The sequence below is a fragment of the Sulfitobacter sp. HI0040 genome (genome assembly GCF_001634885.1).
Lineage (GTDB): Bacteria > Pseudomonadota > Alphaproteobacteria > Rhodobacterales > Rhodobacteraceae > Sulfitobacter.
Window position 1 is genome coordinate 1 of record NZ_LWEX01000020.1, and the last position, 19,722, is coordinate 19,722.

General features: G+C 58.8%; 14 protein-coding genes. 2 read left to right on the top strand and 12 right to left on the bottom strand.

Annotated elements, in window-relative coordinates; all coding sequences use genetic code 11:
• The 4 genes from A3728_RS02180 to capB form a co-directional block, all read right to left on the bottom strand.
• On the bottom strand, positions 1-598 hold a 598-nt coding region (locus A3728_RS02180; protein WP_067919871.1), incomplete at its 3' end, for an ABC transporter ATP-binding protein.
• Positions 598-1,350 carry an ABC transporter ATP-binding protein gene (locus tag A3728_RS02185; protein WP_067268442.1) on the bottom strand — a complete coding sequence of 251 codons (753 nt, stop codon included), beginning with the start codon at positions 1,348-1,350 and terminating at the stop codon, positions 598-600. The genes A3728_RS02185 and A3728_RS02180, both read right to left, overlap by 1 nt.
• Before the next feature lie 5 nt (positions 1,351-1,355).
• Entirely contained in the window at positions 1,356-3,482 is a 2,127-nt protein-coding gene (gene capA / locus A3728_RS02190) for a caprolactamase subunit alpha (protein ID WP_067268415.1), read from the bottom strand.
• Positions 3,483-3,504: 22 nt separating this feature from the next.
• Positions 3,505-5,256, bottom strand: coding sequence for a caprolactamase subunit beta (gene capB, locus A3728_RS02195; protein ID WP_067268413.1), 1,752 nt, complete (start codon positions 5,254-5,256; stop codon positions 3,505-3,507).
• A 284-nt stretch (positions 5,257-5,540) separates the two neighbouring features.
• Here capB and A3728_RS02200 point away from each other — a divergent pair, with 284 nt between their 5' ends.
• Entirely contained in the window at positions 5,541-6,494 is a 954-nt protein-coding gene (locus tag A3728_RS02200) for a helix-turn-helix domain-containing protein (protein WP_067268411.1), read from the top strand.
• A gap of 20 nt (positions 6,495-6,514) precedes the next feature.
• Here A3728_RS02200 and A3728_RS02205 read toward each other — a convergent pair whose 3' ends face one another.
• Both A3728_RS02205 and A3728_RS02210 read right to left on the bottom strand, forming a co-directional pair.
• The gene (locus A3728_RS02205) at positions 6,515-7,213 is read right to left on the bottom strand and encodes a phosphate acyltransferase (protein WP_156505812.1); all 699 of its coding nucleotides are present in this window, start codon (positions 7,211-7,213) and stop codon (positions 6,515-6,517) included.
• A gap of 60 nt (positions 7,214-7,273) precedes the next feature.
• Positions 7,274-7,885: a recombinase family protein gene (locus A3728_RS02210; protein WP_067267032.1), complete on the bottom strand. Its 612-nt coding sequence runs from the start codon at positions 7,883-7,885 to the stop codon at positions 7,274-7,276.
• 120 nt (positions 7,886-8,005) lie between these two features.
• Between A3728_RS02210 and A3728_RS02215 the strand changes: the two genes are divergently transcribed.
• Positions 8,006-10,888 carry a Tn3 family transposase gene (locus A3728_RS02215; protein WP_067267030.1) on the top strand — a complete coding sequence of 961 codons (2,883 nt, stop codon included), beginning with the start codon at positions 8,006-8,008 and terminating at the stop codon, positions 10,886-10,888.
• A gap of 10 nt (positions 10,889-10,898) precedes the next feature.
• Here A3728_RS02215 and A3728_RS02220 read toward each other — a convergent pair whose 3' ends face one another.
• From A3728_RS02220 to torT, 6 genes are all read right to left on the bottom strand, one after another.
• Positions 10,899-12,692, bottom strand: coding sequence for a hydantoinase B/oxoprolinase family protein (locus A3728_RS02220; protein ID WP_067267629.1), 1,794 nt, complete (start codon positions 12,690-12,692; stop codon positions 10,899-10,901).
• Positions 12,689-14,800 (bottom strand): hydantoinase/oxoprolinase family protein, encoded by a 2,112-nt coding sequence (locus A3728_RS02225; protein WP_197471009.1) that lies wholly within the window; start codon positions 14,798-14,800, stop codon positions 12,689-12,691. Before A3728_RS02225 ends, A3728_RS02220 begins: the two co-directional genes overlap by 4 nt.
• A gap of 1 nt (position 14,801) precedes the next feature.
• The gene (locus tag A3728_RS02230) at positions 14,802-15,743 is read right to left on the bottom strand and encodes an ABC transporter permease (protein ID WP_197471008.1); all 942 of its coding nucleotides are present in this window, start codon (positions 15,741-15,743) and stop codon (positions 14,802-14,804) included.
• Positions 15,744-15,805: 62 nt separating this feature from the next.
• Entirely contained in the window at positions 15,806-16,807 is a 1,002-nt protein-coding gene (locus A3728_RS02235) for an ABC transporter permease (protein WP_067267626.1), read from the bottom strand.
• Positions 16,804-18,345 carry a sugar ABC transporter ATP-binding protein gene (locus A3728_RS02240; protein ID WP_067267624.1) on the bottom strand — a complete coding sequence of 514 codons (1,542 nt, stop codon included), beginning with the start codon at positions 18,343-18,345 and terminating at the stop codon, positions 16,804-16,806. The genes A3728_RS02235 and A3728_RS02240 overlap by 4 nt, the downstream gene beginning before the upstream one ends.
• Before the next feature lie 99 nt (positions 18,346-18,444).
• Positions 18,445-19,497, bottom strand: a complete 1,053-nt coding sequence (gene torT, locus A3728_RS02245; RefSeq protein WP_067267635.1) for a TMAO reductase system periplasmic protein TorT — start codon at positions 19,495-19,497, stop codon at positions 18,445-18,447.
• Positions 19,498-19,722: the final 225 nt, after the last annotated feature.

A 19,722-nucleotide genomic window follows, 5' to 3' on the forward strand; every position in this document is an offset into this window, starting at 1 on the left:
CACGGGCCGAGCTTTGCTCGACGATCAATAGTGTCAGACCTTTCAGCGCCTGAAGCTCCAGCAGCGTGTCATAAACCTGATCGACAATCTTGGGCGCCAGACCCAAGGAAGGTTCGTCAATCATCATCAGTTTGGGGTTGGTCATCAGGGCGCGGCCGATCACCAGCATTTGCTGCTGACCGCCAGACAAGGCCCCTGCATTTGCGTGACGCCGCTCGCCCAGAATGGGGAAGGCGTTGTAAATTTCCCAAAGGTCTTCGGCCACGGCGGAACGATCCCGCCGGATACCGGTTCCGATCATCAGGTTTTCCTCGATGGTCAGCTGTCCGAAAACCTCGCGGCCTTCGGGCACCATCGACAGGCCCTTGCGTGCGATGGATTCGGGGCTGGCACCATTCAGGATGTCGCCATCCATTTCGATCCGGCCATGGGCAGTCGGGGCAACTCCGGCAATGGCCTTAAGCAACGAGGATTTCCCCGCCCCGTTCGGGCCGGAAATAAACACTCGTGCGCCTTCCTCGACCGCGAATGACAAGTCGTCCAGCGCGGTCAGCTTGCCATAGCGTACCGTCAGATCGTTGATAGCTAGCTTGGTCATTACGCTGCCTCCTCGTGGCTGGCCCCGAGATAGGCATCACGCACCGCCTGAGAGGCGAGGATCGTCGCGCGGTCGCCCTGTTCGATGATCTGGCCCGCGTCCAGAACGTACACCTGTTCGCAAACACCCAGCACCAGACCGACATTGTGTTCGATCAAAAGCACCCCGATGCCCAGTTCCGATGCAATCCGCGCAATCAGTTGCGACAGCTCTTCGGCTTCGATTTCAGACATTCCTGCGGCGGGTTCATCCAGCAGCAGGAAATCAGGCCTGTACATCAGCGCCCGTGCGATCCCGACACGACGTTCATCCGTGTAAGGCAGGCCAGAGGCAGGTAGATCGGACAGATGACGGATATCCATCCAGTCCAGAACACTGCGGGCCTCTTCCTCGGCGGCGCGGCGGCTGTGACCAAGACCAGTCCCGGTCACAGCAAGGTTATCCAGAACGTCCAGACCGGTGAACAACCGACCGGCCTGAAACGTCCGTGCAATCCCGAGGCGGCGCAGCGCAAAGGGGGAGTGCGCCCCTACCGCCTCTGTCCCGAGCAGAACTTCCCCTGATGAGGGAGACTGGAAGCCCGTCAGGACATTGACCAGCGTGGTCTTGCCGGCACCGTTTGGCCCGATCAACCCGACGACAGACCCCGCGGACAACGACATCGAGACATCCGTCAGGGCGTTGAACCCACCGAAGGTGACAGACACGCCCCGGGTTTCCAGCTTGGCATTATCGGAAAACGATACCGGCATCGCGATCACGCCTCGGCCAATTCTTTTGCGGGTTTTGCAGTGCGGGTGTCACGTTCCGGGTCATAGGTGACCACGTAGACACCGCTTTCGTGCAGGTCAGCCGTCCAACCGGGTTCGATCACAAGGGTCGTGGTGACTTCCTCAATCACGGCAGGGCCATGTAGCACATCCCCTGCACCCAGTTTCGCCCCCTCGTAGACATTGGTTTCAACCGTCGCCCCGGAGGCATCGAACACCATCGGGCGGGTCCCCTTGAGCGCCTTGTCCGATCCCTGTCCTGCAGGAATACGCATCTGGGCGGGTTTTTCCACGTGACCGCAAATCGTGCTTTCGACGTTCACAACCTCGATCGCGCTGGCAGGTTCGTCATAGGTGTAAAGCTCTTTGTGACGTGCATGGAACGCGGCCTTGAGCTTTTCCAGCGACTCTTCGGTGATCTGGAACGGGTCGACCTCGACCGTGCACTCGTGCACCTGACCGACATAGCGCATGTCCAGCGACCGGCGGATCGAAATGCGGTCACGCGTGAAATCATCCGCTTCCAGATCGGATACGCCACGCGCCTCTAGCCCGTTGAACAGATCGTCCAGTTTCGCGGCCGCATCAGCCCCTTCCAGACGCACCGGCGCGGGCGCCATGTAGTTGTACTTCACGTCCGAAATGATCTGACCATAGGCACACAGACCCGAGGCCAGTTTCGAAATCAGAACCTTCTTGATCCCGATCTCGCGCGCCAATGCGGTGATGTGCGAACCGGTGGCGCCACCTGCGCCCATAAGCACGAAATCGCGCGGATCATAGCCCCGTTCCACGGACACGCGGCGGATACCGTTGACCATGTTGTTGTTGACGATGGTGAACATGCCATAGGCGGCTTTTTCCACCGAGATCCCCAGCGGATCGGCCAGTTTCGCCTTGATCGCGTCGCGGGCCTTGGCCACATCCAGCGGCAGGCGCCCACCTACCAGACCGTCGCCATTCAGATAGCCAAGGGTCAGGTTTGCATCCGTCGTAGTGGGGTTTTCGCCACCTTGGCCATAACAGGCCGGCCCCGGTTCGGATCCCGCCGATTGCGGCCCCATTTGCAACAGCCCCATTTCGTCGATCCATCCGATCGAACCGCCGCCAGCACCCAGCGTTTCCACCTGAATCATGGGGATACCGATGCGATACCGCAGGAAGTCGATGTTCTTGCTGACATTGGCCTGACCGTCCTTGGTCAGGGTGATGTCGAAGGACGTGCCCCCCATATCGACCGTGATCAGGTTTTTCTCGCCCCATGGCTCGGCCACGTTCAGCGCCGCTTGCGGGGCAGATGCCGGACCCGAGTTGATCGCATAGACCGATTGGTCGGTCACGATTTCACCGCGTGCCAGCCCGCCGTTGGACTGGAAATAGCGCACGGGGTTCTTGGCGCCTAGCGAGGCAAAGTAGGCATCCACCGCGCTGACATAGCGTTGCAGGATCGGCGCCAGATAGGCGTTTACGATCGCGGTCGAGGTTCGGGTGTATTCACGCACCTGCGGATACAGTTGGGCCCCGATCGTCAGATGCACATCCGGCATCATTTCCCGCACGATCTCGGCTGCGCGCATCTCGTGTTCGGGGTGCAAAACGGACCAAACAAACGAAATCGCAACAGATTCCACCTTTTCGCGGATGAAGTGGCGGCAGGCCTCACGCACCTGTTCCTCGTCCAGCGCAGTGCGCACTGTGCCATCCGACAATACCCGTTCAGACACGCCCCGCCGCAGATAACGCGGCACCAGCATGGTCGCGGGCGGATAGTCGGGGTCATAACGATACCCGTCTTCCTTGTGGCCCAGACGGATTTCGATGCTGTCCTCGTGGCCCGAGGAGGCAATCAGACCGGTCCGCGCCCCGTTGTGGGTGATCAGTGCATTCAGGCCCACGGTGGTGCCGTTGATGCAAAGGTCGGTATTCGAAACGATTTCCTGCGGGGTGATACCGGTTTCTTCCTCGATCAGCGCCAGACCGTTGCGGATGGCTTGGGTCGGATCGGACGGGGTGGACAGAGCCTTGAAAATCCGGACCTGACCAGTTGCGTCGGCCAGAACGACGTCGGTGAAAGTGCCGCCTGCATCAATGCCAAGACGATATTTGGTTTGCATGGTATTTCTCCTTGATCGGATCTCAGGCGCTGGCGCGCAAACGGGCGGTTTCGGCCTCGTCGATTTGCAGGGATTCCGCGTCGGCAAAGACGACGCCGTATTCGATGCGGGCGGCCTCGATGCTGACCAGACCGTTGCGCACGTCCTCGACCACATGGGCAGGGCTGCGTTCAAAGGCAGGGCCAAATCCGCCGCCGCCAGGGTTGATATTCGCCGCGCGTTCACCCGGATTGATGGTTTCGATCACGTTGTCGGTGATAACTTCGGTCTTGCCGTTACGGGTGATTTCCAGACGACCGACCTTTTTCTCGATCAACTTGGATTCCGCGCCCGCCGCGCCCATCGCGGGGATGCGACGCCCTTCGCCAAAGGTGACCAGCGTCATAGGCTTGTCCAACGGCTCGACTTCCCAGCAAGCACCGGACCCGCCGCGGAATTTGCCCGCTCCGCCCGAATCCTCGATCATCGAATAGCGGTGGATGATGATCGGATAGCTGTGTTCCAGCATCTCGATATCGCCCGAGGTCAGGGCCCCGAAACAGCACAGCGGTCCGCGCACGTGCCAGCCGTCCTGCGTGGCCGTAGCCCCTGCCCCCGAAATGACCGAGGCCAGAACCATGGTCACGTATTCTTCGTCGTGACGGTCGTCCCAACCGGCGATGTTACAGCCGTTGGCATGTCCCCAACTGGCCGAAACCTTGTCCGGTGCGGCCTGTTCGAATGCCAGACGAACAGCATCGGTCAGGGTTTCCATCGGCGTGGTGGTACAGTTCATGTGCGGTGCGGGGGATTTCGCGTTACACAGCGTCCCTTTGGGCCCCATGTTCACCGTCACGTTGCGATACAGCCCCTCGTTATAGGGTGGCGGCAATTGCGCAAACATCATCAGGCCGAGGTAAACACCCGAGTAGCTGTTGCCCTCGTAGGAGTTGATGAAATACGGGATCTGTGGCGGGCTTGCGATCTCGATATGGCAGGTTTCGCCCTTGATCGTGACGGTCGCGGTGATGTCGAAATCACCGAATCCGTGGCCCGCATCCTCAAGAACGGCCGTTCCGGTATAGGTGCCATCCGGAACCTGCGAAATCAGTTTGTCCATGTGCTTGTTGGCCATGCTCAACAGCACTTCGATGCAATCCTGAACGGTATCCTTGCCGTATTTGTCCATCAGCGCGACCAGATTGCGGGCGCCGACCTGACAGGCGCCGATCAGGGCGTTGAAATCCCCCTCTTGGTCGCGGCGCGCGCGCATGTTGGTCAGCAGCATGTTCAGCACGTCGTGACGCGGCTTGCCCTTGTCCCAGATTTTCACGGGGGGAATGCGCAGACCTTCGGCAAAAATCTCTTTGGCTTCGGGGTTATAACCTGCGGGCACCGGACCACCAATGTCGGTCAGGTGGCCCTTGCACACGGTCCAGAACACCAGCTCGCCCTGATAGAAAACGGGGTAGTACATGCAGGTATCAATGATGTGGCTACCCGCATAATCGGGGTCGTTATGCAGGATCAGATCGCCTTCGTTGATGTCGCCTTCAAAGAAACCAGCGACGGCCTTCATCGCCGGAATAAGCGAACCAAGGTGGATCGGAATATCCTGCCCTTGCAGGATCATTTCCGGCGTGTGGTTGAACAGGGCCGTGGAATAGTCATGCGCCAGATTGAACACGGAACTGCGCGCGGTTTTTTCCAGAGCCAGCGTCATTTCGCGCTGCGTGGTTTCCAGAACACCACGCACCACGGACAGCGTGATGGGGTCGACGGTAGGTGTAGCCATAAGGTCCTCCGAGGCTGTTACACACCGTCCGGACAAAGCTGTAGAGGCCCCGGAATCCGGGGGAATCTCCCTGTCAGCGCGCCGCCCGAAACGGCATTATCGTTGTTGTTGGATGCAGCCTGCCTGCGGAATCGCGCTTCGTCTTGACGATGGGTGCGCAATGATTTGCGAATCCGTGCACTTGGGCGTCAAAGCCCGTGAAAACGCTTGACACATGGGGTTTCGGCCCCTAGCCTTCCTTCCCTAGCCTTCCTTATAGTCAAGGCAAACAGGGGAGGTTGGTCATGACGTTGGAGCAATATTCTACGGACAACGCAGCAGCGCCACATCGTGCCGCAGCGTGGAGTTCGATCATTGCCGAAACCTATTTCCCTTTGCACTTGAGCTTCCGCTCGCCGGAAACGTTTCGGGGCCGGTTATCACGCCGCGAGATGGGGCAAATCTCGGTCTCTCGCCTGTCAACAGAACCCCTGCAGTTCGAGCGTCGTCCCCACCATATCAAGTCCGCCACGGAAGAAGAGTATCTGGTCACGATTCCCCTCAAGAGCCCCGTCGTGTTCCGGCAGCTGGGCAAAGAGGTCCGCTGCGATCCGGGCGGATTTATTCTGGAACGCGGCGACGAGCCCTACCGGTTTTCATATGAAAGCTGCGCCGATCTATATGTCATGAAGGTCGGGCGTCAGGCCCTTGCGGATCGTATCCATGATCCTGACCGCTTTTGCGCCAAGGTGCTGAACGGGTATTCCGGCATGGGGGCACTATTTTCGTCGATGGTACAAGGGGTACACGATCAGGAAATGTCGACAGATTACCGAAGCAGTTCGGTGCTGACACGGCATCTGCTGGAACTTCTGGCCCTATCGCTGGAAGAAGTCGGGGCCGAAGATCCCGGTGCGGGATCGTCGGTCCGGACAGCCCATTTACGGCGGGTCGAACAGGTCATTCGTGACAACCTGACGAACCCGAACCTGTCACCGGACATGATTGCCGACCTTTGCGGGATTTCAAAGCGGTACCTGCACGAGTTGTTCAAAGATGTGAATGGCACCGTATCCCAGCGTATCCGCGACCGTCGCTTGCTGGCGGCAAAGGACATGATGGAGGCCCAGCCGCAGAAATCCATTGCGGAAATCGCCTATTCTTTCGGATTTTCGGAACAGGCGCAGTTCTCACGCCTGTTCAAGGCAGCGTTCGGGGAAACCCCGTCAGGGTATCGCGCAACGCTTCGCCAAGGTTGAACGGGCAGCGGAACGCAAGGCTATTGCTGCCCTCGTAACATGGCGATGGCCAGCAGCAATCCATTCAAGCGCGCCTGCGCCCCGTCGGAACGGGAATTGAGCAGGATCGGAACCCTGCCCCCCAAAACAATTGATCCGGTCTGTGCATTGGCGTGGAATTTCCACGATTTTACCACGGCATTCGCAGCTTCGATGTTCGGAAAAACCAACATGTCGGCGCAACCGGATACACCGTCGGCAGCCGCGCCCTTGATCGCAGCAGCCCGTGGGCTGATCGCCATATCATAGCCCATCGGCCCCGCCAGAAGGAACCCGTTGGCACCCTGTCGTACCAATGTGGCAGCATCGATTGTAGCAGGCATCGCTGGGGTAACCTTTTCGGTCGCCGCGACCAGCGCCACTTTGGGATTTACGACCCCCAGACCACGCCACAAGGCGGCGCTGTTTTGGATGATCGCCCGTTTTTGTTCGCAGGTCGGGGCAGGAAGGATGCCGTTATCCGTCGCCCCGATCAATCGCCCGAACCCCGGAAGCTCGGCGATGGAGATATTGGACAAAACCCGCGAGACGGCGATCCCCGTATCGCGGTTCACCACTGCTTTTAGATAGGCACCGCTGTCCACGGCCCCCTTGATCAGGATATCCGCTCGTCCCTCGCGTATTTCAGACACGGCCAGCCTTGCCATATCAGCCGGTGTTTGCGCGGCCAGAACCGTCACACAATGCTGGGCGGAACTTGGCAACAAGGGGTCTGATGCCGGAGAGTGCAGAATCCTACGCTAAGCGCTGAGCACTCGTTTCCCATAGTCGCGTAGATTGCCGTTGGGATCGACATACCGGTAGAGCGTGACCGGTTTCACCCCCAGTTCCTTGCAGAGCTCTGAGACTGACGTGTCGCGGCTAGACATGGCAGCCTGAGCCATGCGGACCTGTGCTTTCGTCAGCGCAAATTTCCTCCCCCCCTTTCGCCCACGCGCGCGGGCGGCCTGAAGCCCCGCCATCGTGCGTTCGCGGATCAACTCGCTTTCAAATTCGGCAAGCGCAGCAAAGATGCCGAATGAAAGCCTTCCTGCCGCAGTCGTTGTGTCAATCTGCGCCCCTTGCCCGGTGAGAACTTTGAGGCCGACACCTCGCTCGGACAGCATGTTTACGGTTTTGACAAGGTGGTGGAGGTTGCGCCCCATACGATCGAGCTTCCACACAACCAGTACATCGCCCTTGCGCAATGCCTTGAGGCAGGCCTCCAGACCGGATCGGTCGTCTTTCTTTCCTGATGCAAGGTCAGAATAGATCTGATCCTCTGCAACGTCGGCGGCGATCAGCGCATCCCGTTGCAAATCGAGGGACTGACTGCCGTCGGCTTTCGAGACCCGCGCATAGCCGATCAGCATGTTTCACAAACGTTCGTTTGAGATGATCTGGAAAACGACGAGCTTTCGGCCATCAGAATAATTCCTTATTCAGTATCTTAATCATAAATACCCAAACCATATAGGGAAATCAAAAGAAACATGGCGCATCGTACTATCCTCACCGAGCGTCAGCGCTCAGCACTTTTTGATCTTCCAACCGATGAAACGGCGATGTTGCGCCACTACACCCTTGCCGACGACGATCTCGAAATCATCCGCGCTCGCCGCCGCCCCCACAATCGTTTTGGGTTCGCTTTGCAGCTTTGCGCATTGCGCTACCCCGGTCGGTCGCTGACCCCGGGCGAGGTCATTCCAATGGAGGTCACGCGCTTTCTGGCAGCGCAACTTGGGCTGAAGTCGGACGATCTGGCGGGATATGCAAGCCGTGAGGAGACGCGTCATGAACACCTGGCTGCCCTGCGGGATCTCTATGGCTACAAGATGTTCACTGGCCGAGGATCGCGCGACCTGAAGGTCTGGCTGGAGAGAACTGCCGAAACAGCCCGGTCAAACGAGGATTTGGCGCGGCGCTTCGTGGAACACTGCCGGGCGACCCAGACCATTCTACCAGGGATCACGGTTATCGAGCGCCTTTGCGCGGATGCTCTCGTCGCTGCAGAGCGGCGGATCGCCGCCCGGATTGCTGAGCGGCTGGACGGTGAGATGCGCAGCCGGCTTGATGCTTTGCTGACGGAAATGGCAGACAGCTCTGTCACCCGCTTTGTCTGGCTGCGCCAGTTTGAGGTGGGCCAGAACTCAGCCGACATGAACCGGCTGCTCGACCGGTTGGAATTCTTGCAGACCATGGCCGTGGACCGAACCGTCCTGTCGGGTGTGCCGCCCCACCGTATCGCGCGCCTCCGACGGCAGGGTGAGCGATACTTCGCGGGTGATTTGCGGGATATCTCCGGCGACCGCCGCCTTGCCATCCTAGCAGTCTGCGCCTTGGAATGGCGAAGTGCTATTGCCGATGCAGTGGTCGAGACCCATGACCGTATTGTCGGGAAGACGTGGCGCGAGGCAAAACGTGCGTGCGATGCCCGTGCGAATGATGCCAAGGCCGCTTTGAAGGACACCTTGCAGGGGTTCTCAAATCTTGGGTCAGCCCTGCTGGCGGCCCATGAAGACCAAGCCTCCCTGGGCGACGCGGTTCAAGTCGCCGGCGGTTGGACTTCGCTCAGAGGGCTTGTCGCCACGGCGGCCCAACTCACCAACACATTGGCGGCCGATCCGCTGGCACATGTTGTCCACGGGTATCACCGCTTTCGGCGCTATGCGCCGCGCATGCTGCGGGCGCTCGATATTCAGGCGGCCCCCGTGGCCGACCCATTGCTGGCTGCTGCGGATATTGTCGCGGGTGCGGATACAACCGCCGATCGCCCCGTGACTTTCTTGCGCCGAGCCTCAAAGTGGCATCGGCACCTGAACGACGATGACGGGCACCGGCTGTGGGAGGTGGCGGTTCTGTGCCATCTGCGTGATGCATTCCGGGCAGGCGATATATGGCTCGCACATTCCCGCAGGTATGGGGATCTCAAGGATGCGCTGGTCCCAGCCGAAGTAGCCCGAGCCACGCCAAGACTGGCTATGCCGTATGAGCCGGACATCTGGCTGGCAGATCGGCAAGCTCGCTTGACCGATGGTTTGCAGCGACTGGCCCGTGCTGCCAGGGCTGGTGCAATTCCGGGTGGTTCCATCGAAAACGGCACCCTCAAAATAGACCGTTTGACTGCCGCTGTTCCCGAAGAGGCCGATGCCATGGTGCTCGATCTTTACACCCGCCTGCCGGAGATCAGGATCACCGACCTCCTGCTCGAAGTGGATGACGAGATTGGCTTTACCGAGGCCTTCACCCATCTGCGCACGGGCGTCCCATGCAAAGACAGGGTCGGCATGTTGAATGTGCTGTTGGCTGAAGGGCTGAACCTTGGCCTCAGCAAAATGGCTGGCGCCACGAACACCCACGATTATTTCCAGCTCTCGCGCCTGTCGCGGTGGCATGTCGAAAGCGACGCGATGGCCCGCGCTCTGGCCATGGTCGTCGAGGCTCAATCAACCTTGCCGATGGCCCGGTTCTGGGGTGCCGGGCAGACCGCTTCGAGCGACGGGCAATTCTTCCCGACCACGCGGCAGGGCGAGGCGATGAACCTCATCAACGCCAAATATGGCCATGAGCCCGGATTGAAAGCCTATACCCATGTCTCCGATCAGTTCGGCCCCTTCGCCACCCAGACCATCCCTGCCACGGTGAACGAGGCCCCTTACATCCTGGACGGCCTGTTAATGACAAACGCAGGACAAAAGATCCGTGAACAGTACGCCGATACTGGTGGCTTCACTGATCATGTCTTCGCCGTGACCGCTCTGCTGGGCTTCCAGTTCATCCCTCGCATCCGGGACCTGCCATCCAAGCGCCTTTACCTGTTCAATCCGGCCTCCTGCCCGAAAGAGTTGACGAGCCTGATCGGCGGAAAGGTCAGGGAACCAGTCATCAGCTCGAACTGGCCCGACATCCTGCGCAGCGCGGCCACAATGGTGGCGGGCGTAATGCCCCCAAGCCAACTGTTGCGGAAATTTGCATCCTATCCCAGACAACATGAGCTTGCCGTCGCATTGCGCGAAATTGGCCGGGTCGAACGGACGCTGTTCATCATCGACTGGCTGCTGGATGCCGACATGCAACGCCGCGCCCAGATCGGACTGAACAAGTGCGAAGCGCATCATGCGCTGAAAAACGCCCTACGCATCGGCCGCCAGGGTGAAATCCGTGATCGAACAGCCCAGGGCCAGCACTTCCGAATGGCCGGGCTGAACCTCCTCGCCGCCATCATCATTTACTGGAACACCAAGCATCTCGGTCAGGCTGTCGATGGCCGCTGCCATGATGGCTTGGACTGCTCACCCGACCTTCTGGCGCATATCTCACCCCTCGGGTGGGCGCACATCCTTCTCACCGGCGAATACAGGTGGCCCAAAAGGTGACCAAACAACCTTAGCGTAGGATTCTGCACTCTCCGGCATCAGACCCCACCTTCACAATACCTGGTTCGTCACTGTCCATCAGGACGACACCGTACTCGACCATCGCGCGTTTGCGCGAAAGCCATCCTCGATTGACCGAGGCCGCAACACGCTCTGGATCACGCTTGAAAGGCAAACCGTAACCGGCACCGCCGCAAGCGGTGAAATAGAGTTTTGAGCCATCCGGAATAACCTCTTCGGCGAAGGCAGGCAGCTCAGTTTCGCTGCCATCCAGGTTGACGCGCCGTGTAACGCTTCCCTTCCCGTCGCTCCCGCCAAGGACGCCGCGCGGTGGAAAGGTTGTGCCATCGGCAGCATAGGCGATGGTCATGTCATGCCCGATTGGGTGGAACAGCCCGTAAGTCGCCGGGGCTCCTTCGAATTCCCCGATGCCCTGGCTATCTGGCAGAACACCCCGCTCATCAATCAAGATCGGGTACATGCTTTCGTCTACCTCGACGCTGTCGAGCTGGATCAGTCCACCGTTGGCGGCACCACAATATGTCAGCCAGCCATCGTGACCGTGGTTGGCCCCTCCGGCCGCGTAACCGACAAAGACCTGGTTCACATAGGTCTTGCCAGCTTTGAACGGGTCGGACCCCGAGATCACACCAATTCCGGCCGGTAGATGCGATCCGCTTTCGGCCTGGCCGTAAGGCGCGCCCATCTCGGAGAAGACTGCATTCCCGGCCATCATCAGCCGGTCATTGACATTGGTCGTGGCAACCGAGGTTCCGACGGGATATTCCGGTTTTCCCACGACACAGCCTTCGCGCAAGAGTACTTTGACCCTAGATTTGGCCCCTTCGTTATGGGGAACGGATTCGTCGAGGTTGTTGAAAACGCCGATGCGGCAGGAACCCGTGGCGGTATTTTCAGACAGGTTAAGGCCCCCTGCCACGCAATCCATGTTGTCGCGTGCATCGACTGTGATCTCGCCCCGGTCCGAATCGACGTGAATGGTTACGTTGACGGGAATGCCATCATCGGCAACACCCGGAACGGGGTCGTGGCGAGTCGAGTAAGAGAAGCTTCCTGCAGGAAGTTTGGCGATTGCGGCGGCTGCACTACGCGCGCCATAGTCGAACCAGTCAGCCACGAAGTCCATAACCGTCTCTTCCGAGTAGCGACCGCACAGTTCCTGAATCCTCTTGGCGCCGGTACGGCATGCGCCCATTTGCGCCCGGACATCCCCCAGCCAAAGATCCGGGACCCGGTTGCGCATCGTGCCGATACGCAGAATGTCTTCGCGAACCTCTCCTTTTCGAACCAGGCGCACGCAGGGGAAATGCAGCCCCTCTTCGAATATGTTCTTTGCAAACGGAAGATAGGTTGACGGCGCAGGCGCACCCGTATCGGCATGGTGAGACAGCGCAACCGCCCAAAACCGCGGCGTGCCGTCAATAAAGACCGGCATCGCCATGATCAGATCGGCATGATGCGTACCCCCGGTATAGGGGCAATTATTGATAAAGATGTCGCCCTCTTCGATATCATCGAAGAATTCGGTGAGCGGGCGCGTTGCCGTCTCCATCGACATGACATGTATCGGCAGCGCATCCTCGACGGAAACAAGCTCATGTTCGTAGGTCAGAATTGCGCAAGAGAAATCGCGCGCGTTCTTGATCACGGCGGACCGGCTGGCCCGCATGACCACGAGGCTCATTTCGCGAACGATTGCTTCGAACCGGCTCTTGAGCACCGAAACCATGAACGGGTCAATCCGGCGCACGGCATCGGCGGATGCATTGTATTCTCTGGTCATCTTGCCAATCCTTCTGCTGCGACTTTTCCGACGGACACGTTGAGATTGCCCTGACGATCAAGCACCCCGTGGTGGTCGGTTTTCAGCAGCGCAGTGAATGTTTCACCCTCGATGAGACCGGGGCCGGACAGACGTGCCCCTGCACCGAGATTGTTCAGATCGTAGACCGGAAGTGGTCGCAGGCCTTGATCAGGTCCGAGATAGACATCGCGGTGCGTCTTGGGGCTGGCCTCTCCAAGGTGCTCGGCCAGGCTCTGGCGGCGCAACAGATCTTGCCCGGATCTTTTGCCGATCGCGCGCGACTTCCATGCCACGAACTCGACCCGGTCACCGTCTGAACGGATCGAATAGATGCGTTCGTGCATTTTGTGGAAGGCCTCGACCAGCTCAGGCAACATCTCTTCGGTGACCCGGCCCTCGGGGGCGCTGAACGGCACTTCGATTTCGAAGGACTGGAATTCGTACCGGCCCCGGAATGAAAACTCAAACTTCCGCTTTTCCTCGACCACGTTCGCACTGTCAAAGAACTGACTTCCGCGCTGGAGCAACGAGGTCAGCGTCGAAGTCACACCTTCAGCGTCAAAATCGGTATCAGAGGTAAGGAACACGGCATTGTCTTCGCGGCAGATATCGGAAATGAGGCCGCCAAAGGCGGACAGCCCCGCCATGTATCGAGGGATCATATAGTGTTTGAGCCCCAGAATATCGACCATTTCGGCGATATGGATCGCCGTTGCGCCGCCTCCGCAGACAAAGAAGCTTTCCCGCGGGTTTATCCCCTCGCGAACGGTGATCTCTTCGATGGCCGCAACCATGTTGTGGTTCGCGGTGGTGTATATTGACCAGGCGGCTTCCTGAAGGCCGATATTCAGAGCTTTCGCAATCTTGTCGATTGCCTTTGACGCCGCCTTGGTATCGAGCGGCATCTTGCCACCAAGGAAATAGTCCGGGTCGACGATGCCAAGTATGACATTGGCGTCGGTAACGGTCGGCTCGTCGCCGCCTTTCCCGTAGCAGGCCGGGCCCGGCCGGGCACCGGCACTGTGGGGACCGACGTGCAAAAGTCCGCCACCGTCAACACGCGCAATCGAACCGCCTCCCGCACCCACCGACCGCACATCCACCTTGGCAATGCCAAGGTTGTCATCATGGATCATGCTATCGGGTGTGATGATCACCTGATGATCGCGCAGCGCGGATACGTCGAATGTTGTTCCGCCCATGTCGCCCACGATGATATCCGCTTCGTCACTCAGCGCGAGCGCCGCCATCGGTGCGAGTGTTGGGCCGGACATGACCGAGTAGATCGGCTTTCGAAGCATTTCCGACACGGGCATCATCCCGCCGACGCAATTCGCGAGCAGCAGTTCACCCTGAAACCCGCCATGGGTCAAAGCTGTCTCGAGGCGCTCGATATAGGTCCGAACGATGGGCCGTATGGAGGCGTCGATTGCAGCCGCGATCACGCGCTTGTATTCCCGCGGCATCGGGTTGATCTCGTGGCTCAGGGTGACCGGGGTATCCGGCATTTCTTCGGCCAGGATTTCCGCAACCCGCAGCTCGTGCTCGGGATTGACCACCGACCAAAGCAAACCCACGGCAAGCGCCTCGACGCGGGTGTTGCGGAAATATCGTGCGGCCTCGCGAACAGCCTCCTCATCCAGCGGCGTCACGACCTTGCCACGTGCATCAATGCGCCCGGCAACCGTTTTGGTAAGGTGTTGCGGCACATAGGGTTCTGGGTAATCAAGCTTCCATTGAAATGCGCCCTTGCGAGGTCCTTCGCGCAACACCAGCATGTCACGGTGCCCGTCATTCAGGATCAGTCCAACCTTGACTGTCTTTCTTTCGACCAACGCATTGGTTGAAACTGTCGAGCCGTGCACGATAAGTGAAATTTGTTCGATGAAGTTTTTCGCATGAAGGCCATAACCCTCTGCCGCAACTTTGAGGACATCCATGAACCCCTGTTCGAACTCGCCCGGGGTTGTCGGTGCCTTGAAGATCGAGATTTCACCGTTCTTGTCAGCTACGAGGCAGTCCGTGAACGTGCCTCCGATATCTATGCAAACGTCAAAAGCCACTCTTTTCTCCACGAGTTTGTTCAAGTTATCGATGCCTTAGCCGGTCAATGAAGACACCGGTGATCACGACGACGCCCAAAACGATCATCTGGAAGTAGCCTTCGACCCGAACCATGTTCATGCCGTTCGACAGCATGGTGATGAACACGCCTCCGATCACGCAGTGCATAACCTTCCCCTCGCCGCCTCGCAGCGAAACACCGCCGATGACTGCGGCAGCAATTGCCTGAAGCATGAGGCCGCCACCCATCAACGGCTCACCGGACCCGGTGCGCGCGGTGAGCATCAACGCCGCAATCGCCGTTACCAACGAACAGGACACGAAAGCGCCGACAAGCACGCGTTTTGTGGGAATGCCAGCCGCGTCAGCCGCCCGAGGATTTGATCCCACCAGATAGAGCATCCGGCCAAACACGGATCGGTTCAGAACAATGGCGGCAACTGCACATACAAGAATGGTCATTGCGATCGGAATAGGGACTCCAAGAAAATCGCTATGAAGAAACGTCTTGGCAAGAACATCCGGCACTCCAAACACCGGAAATCCGCCGGAAATCGTCGACGCGATGCCTTGGCTTATCCCCAGCATCCCCAGAGTGGCCACAAACGGGTGAACGCCCAGGATCGCGATATTGAAGCCATTGATCAGGCCGGCGACGAGCCCGATGGACAGCCCAAAGAAGAGCCCGATCATAACCGCCATCACCGGAGCATCGGGCATCACGCTGACCAGATGTGCCATGGTCAACGCGCTGGCCACACTGATCATCGAAATCACCTGACCCATGGACAGATCGAACCCGCGAACGATCAACGCAAACATCTGGGCAACAGCCAGGACGATCAGAAAGCTCGACTGGATCAGGATATTGCCGAAGTTTTGCAGCGAGAAAAAACGAGGCTCGAGAGTTCCAAAGATCAGCGCCAACGACGCTATGATCAACGGCATGATGCTGCTGCCGATCATCTGCATCAGCCTTCTGCGATCAAGTGATTGAAGCGGCCAGGAGCCCGAGCTTGAATTCCGCATCATGCCACCTTCCGCTGTCTTACCCTTTGCCGCCATGCATCGACCGCAACCGCAGCGATCAGTACAATGCCGACGACAACCGTTTGAATCTTGCTGTCCACACGCATGAGGTTCATCGCGTTGGACACCAGAACGAGAACAAATGCTCCGAGAACGACATTTCCGACACGGCCGACACCGCCACGCAGTGAAACACCGCCAATGACCGATGCCGCGATGCTCTCCAGCATCAGGGCGCTGCCAAGCGTAGCTTCGCCCGACCCAATTCGCGCGGTCAGGAGAAGCCCGGTCAAGCCGGCCAGCATACCGCAGAGGACGTAGCAGGAGATCAGAACCGCAGAGGCCGAAATTCCAGAGTTGCGCGCTGCGGCCGGATCGCCTCCGATCGCGTAAACATAGAGGCCGAACACCGTCTTGTTCATCACGACCCAGAGAACGGCAACCATGGCGGCGGCCGCGTAGACGACCAAGGGCAGGTCGAAGAAACGGTAGCGGCCAAAGATTTGCGTGAACTCCTCTGGCAATCCGTAGATTGGCGCCCCCGCCGACACATATAGCGCAACGCCGGCCGCAATGGACATCGTGCCAAGTGTCACCATGAAGGGTGAGACCTTGAGATAGTTGACGCACAGACCGTTGATCAGGCCGACGGCAAGGCCCGCGGAAATTCCTGCCGCAAACCCCAGAGCGATAACCATCCAGACTGCCATCGCTCCGTCTGCCCCCAGACCGACCATGGTCAAGGCGCTGACCACGCTGGACAAGGCCACCACCGCGCCAACCGAAAGGTCGAAACCGCCCACGATCAGCACCAGCATCTGACCACACGCGACCAAAACGAGAAATCCGGTGCCCCGCATGACGTTGATCAGATTAGCCTGTCGAAGGAACCTGGGCTCGGCCAAACTGAACAAGACAACTGCCAGAAGCACCATGAGTGGCAGAAATCCTACCCGCCTAAGCAGGTTGTTCGATCTGCGGATAAGACCATCGAATTTCATGCTGGCACCCCATCTTCGTGCCGAGACCGTGTCCGGTCATCAAATATCGCGTTCAGGATGTTGTTCTCGGTGACATCACCACCGCGAAGTTCGGCGACGATTTCACCAAGGCGCATGACGTAGGTCCGGTTGCACAGATGCGTGATCTCGGGAAGCTCGGATGAAATCAGCAGCACCGCTGCACCGTCGGCAACCAGATCTTTGATTATGCCGTAGATCTGCGCTTTTGCCCCGACATCGACACCCACTGTCGGCTCGTCAAAGAGAAAGATATCAACGTCGCGCAGGATGCCACGCGACAGCATCACCTTCTGCCGATTGCCGCCTGACAGCGCTTCGACCTTGCTTTCGACATCCAACGGCCGAAGCGAAAACTTGTCCGCGACGTGACTGGCCGCTGACGCTTCTCGCTTTTTCCGCACAAAGCCACGGCGATTGAAAGCCGCTGTATCCAACGCCGCCATGGTCGCGTTCTCACGGATCGGGCGATCCATGGCCAATCCCTCGCCGACGCGGTCCGAAGGAAAGTAGCAAACCCCATTTTGCAGCATCCGGCGGGGAGAGGGGTTCGGTATATCCTCTCCCCCCGAGTGACGAATACTGCCAGAGGCAACCTCATCGAGCCCGAATATCAGACGTGCCACTTCGGATTTGCCGCTGCCGACCAACCCGGCGATGCCCACGATTTCTCCATGGCGCAAATCCAGCGAGATTTCCTTGACGCTACCGCAGGCCGAGGACAGGCCTTCGACCTGAAGCGCCACCTTGCCCGGTGAATGGGAGATCTCCGGGAACATCGCTTCGATCTTACGGCCGGTCATCATCTCGATCATGATTTCGTCGCTTGTATCCGCGCAGGCGACGGTGCCGATCTTCTGACCGTCGCGCAGTACGGTCACCCGATCACCGATCGTTCGGATTTCCGCCATTCGGTGCGACACATAGATAATTCCGCAACCATCCGCCCTGAGGCGCCGGACAACCTCGAAAAGCTTGTCTGCTTCGGCATCAGTAAGAGATGCTGTCGGCTCGTCCAGGATGAGCACCTGAACCTCCTGCAACAGTGCCTTGGCGATCTCGACCATCTGCTGCCTTGCGCGCGACAGATCGCCGACCTTCGCTTTGGTGTCGATCTCAAATCCGAGGTCGCCAAGCACCTCTGCGGCCCTGGCTTGCATCGCGGGTTTGTCGAGAAATCCCAGGCGCCGAATTTCCCTGCCGAGAAACATGTTCTGCATGACGGTCAACTCCGGCGCCAGCGAGAATTCCTGAAACACCGGGCTGATCCCCAACAGCCGAGCCCGGTGCGGCGTCAGGCCGGCCACAGCGGTACCGTTCAAGACATACTCGCCCGCAGTTGGCGGGAAGCTACCAGCCAGGATATTGATAAGGGTGGACTTTCCGGCTCCGTTTTCACCGAGCAACACATGGACTTCGCCCCTTCTCAGGTCGAAATCAACGGCATCTAGCGCGATCACGCCGGGGAATTTTTTGGTTGCGGCGCGAAGCTCGACCAGGGGTACGACCTGCGTGTTCATGACAGCGTCCTAAGCGAAAGCGCCCGGGCTCCGCCGCGTTCTGCGATGTAAGTTAGATATACCGTATCGCAAAACCCGGCGTGCCCAGGGGCGGTCGAGTTAGTCGACCTTGAAGGTTGGCTGGAACCCTGCAGGGGCAAATGCCCTCGTCAGGTCAAGGCTTCCGACGTTTTCGGTTGTGATCGCCAGCGGCACGGGATGCACCTCTTTTGCCGACTCACGGCCTTCCAATGCGCGAATGGCGAGGTCAACACCGATCCTGCCGATTGCAACAGGATACTGCGTAACGGTTCCTGCGACGGTACCGTTTAGCACACCGTCGATCATGCCCTGATTGCTGTACCAGGAAACGATCTTGGTTTTGTCAGCCAGCCCCGCTTCCTCCACGGCGGTTACGGCAACCTCGGCCATAACCGCGACGCCATAAAGAAGGTCTATGTCGTCATAGGCCTGCAAGGCATCCTCAACCAGCCTGAGCTGAACACTCTTGCCGGTATCGCCATATTTGTCTTCGAGGACCTCCACAGCCGACCCTTCGATCGCACGTCGAAACCCCGCAGCGCTGCTTTCGGCCCAGCCGGCGCCCTGCGGTCCGGGGAACTGGACGACACGCGCCGGGTTACCTTCGAACAGCTCTAGAACCAGCTGCCCGCCAGTGAAACCCATCAATTCCTGATCGGTGTAGATCTTGCTTGTGACTTTCGCTTCGAAGATTGGGTTTCCGACGCCCACCACGACAGTTCCGTTCTTCGTGGCTTCTTCGATCTGATTGGCCAGACCAGCTTCAGAGATGACTGAAACCATGATGGCATCCGCCCCCAGCGCCACGCAGTCGTTGAACTGCGAGATCTGTTGATTGAGGTTGGTATAGCCACCGGCTTCGAATACCGTCAGCTCAACACCTTGTCGCTGAGCTTCACTCACCTGGCCGTAGTTGACCGCAATCCACCAGCTATCCTTGATATGCGGATAAACGGCGCAGAGCTTCCACTTCTTTGTCGGCGCCTCCGTCGGGCTGTATTCAATCGAGACCGCCTCGCCTGATGTCCAGTCTTCAGCTGAAAATGGCCACCAGGCATCCTGTGCCACTGCCGCGCTCGCAACGCAGGCCACAAGAGAACCGCCGAGCATAGCCCTTATGCTTTGTTTCATCATCTACCTCCCTTTTGACAGCCAAGCTCCATCTCCTGTGGAAGGGCCGCATCGAATTTGTATCTTGCAATTTATAAATTGTAAATCAAAATGTAGAACGCCCCACGCGACCCCGTGAACCGAACGGAACCGCCGACATCAGCTGCGCTCAAATTTGCCAAACTTTGGCAGTATCTCTAAGAGGTTCAGGCTCTGAATCAACCAATGAAGCCTCGCTATTCAACT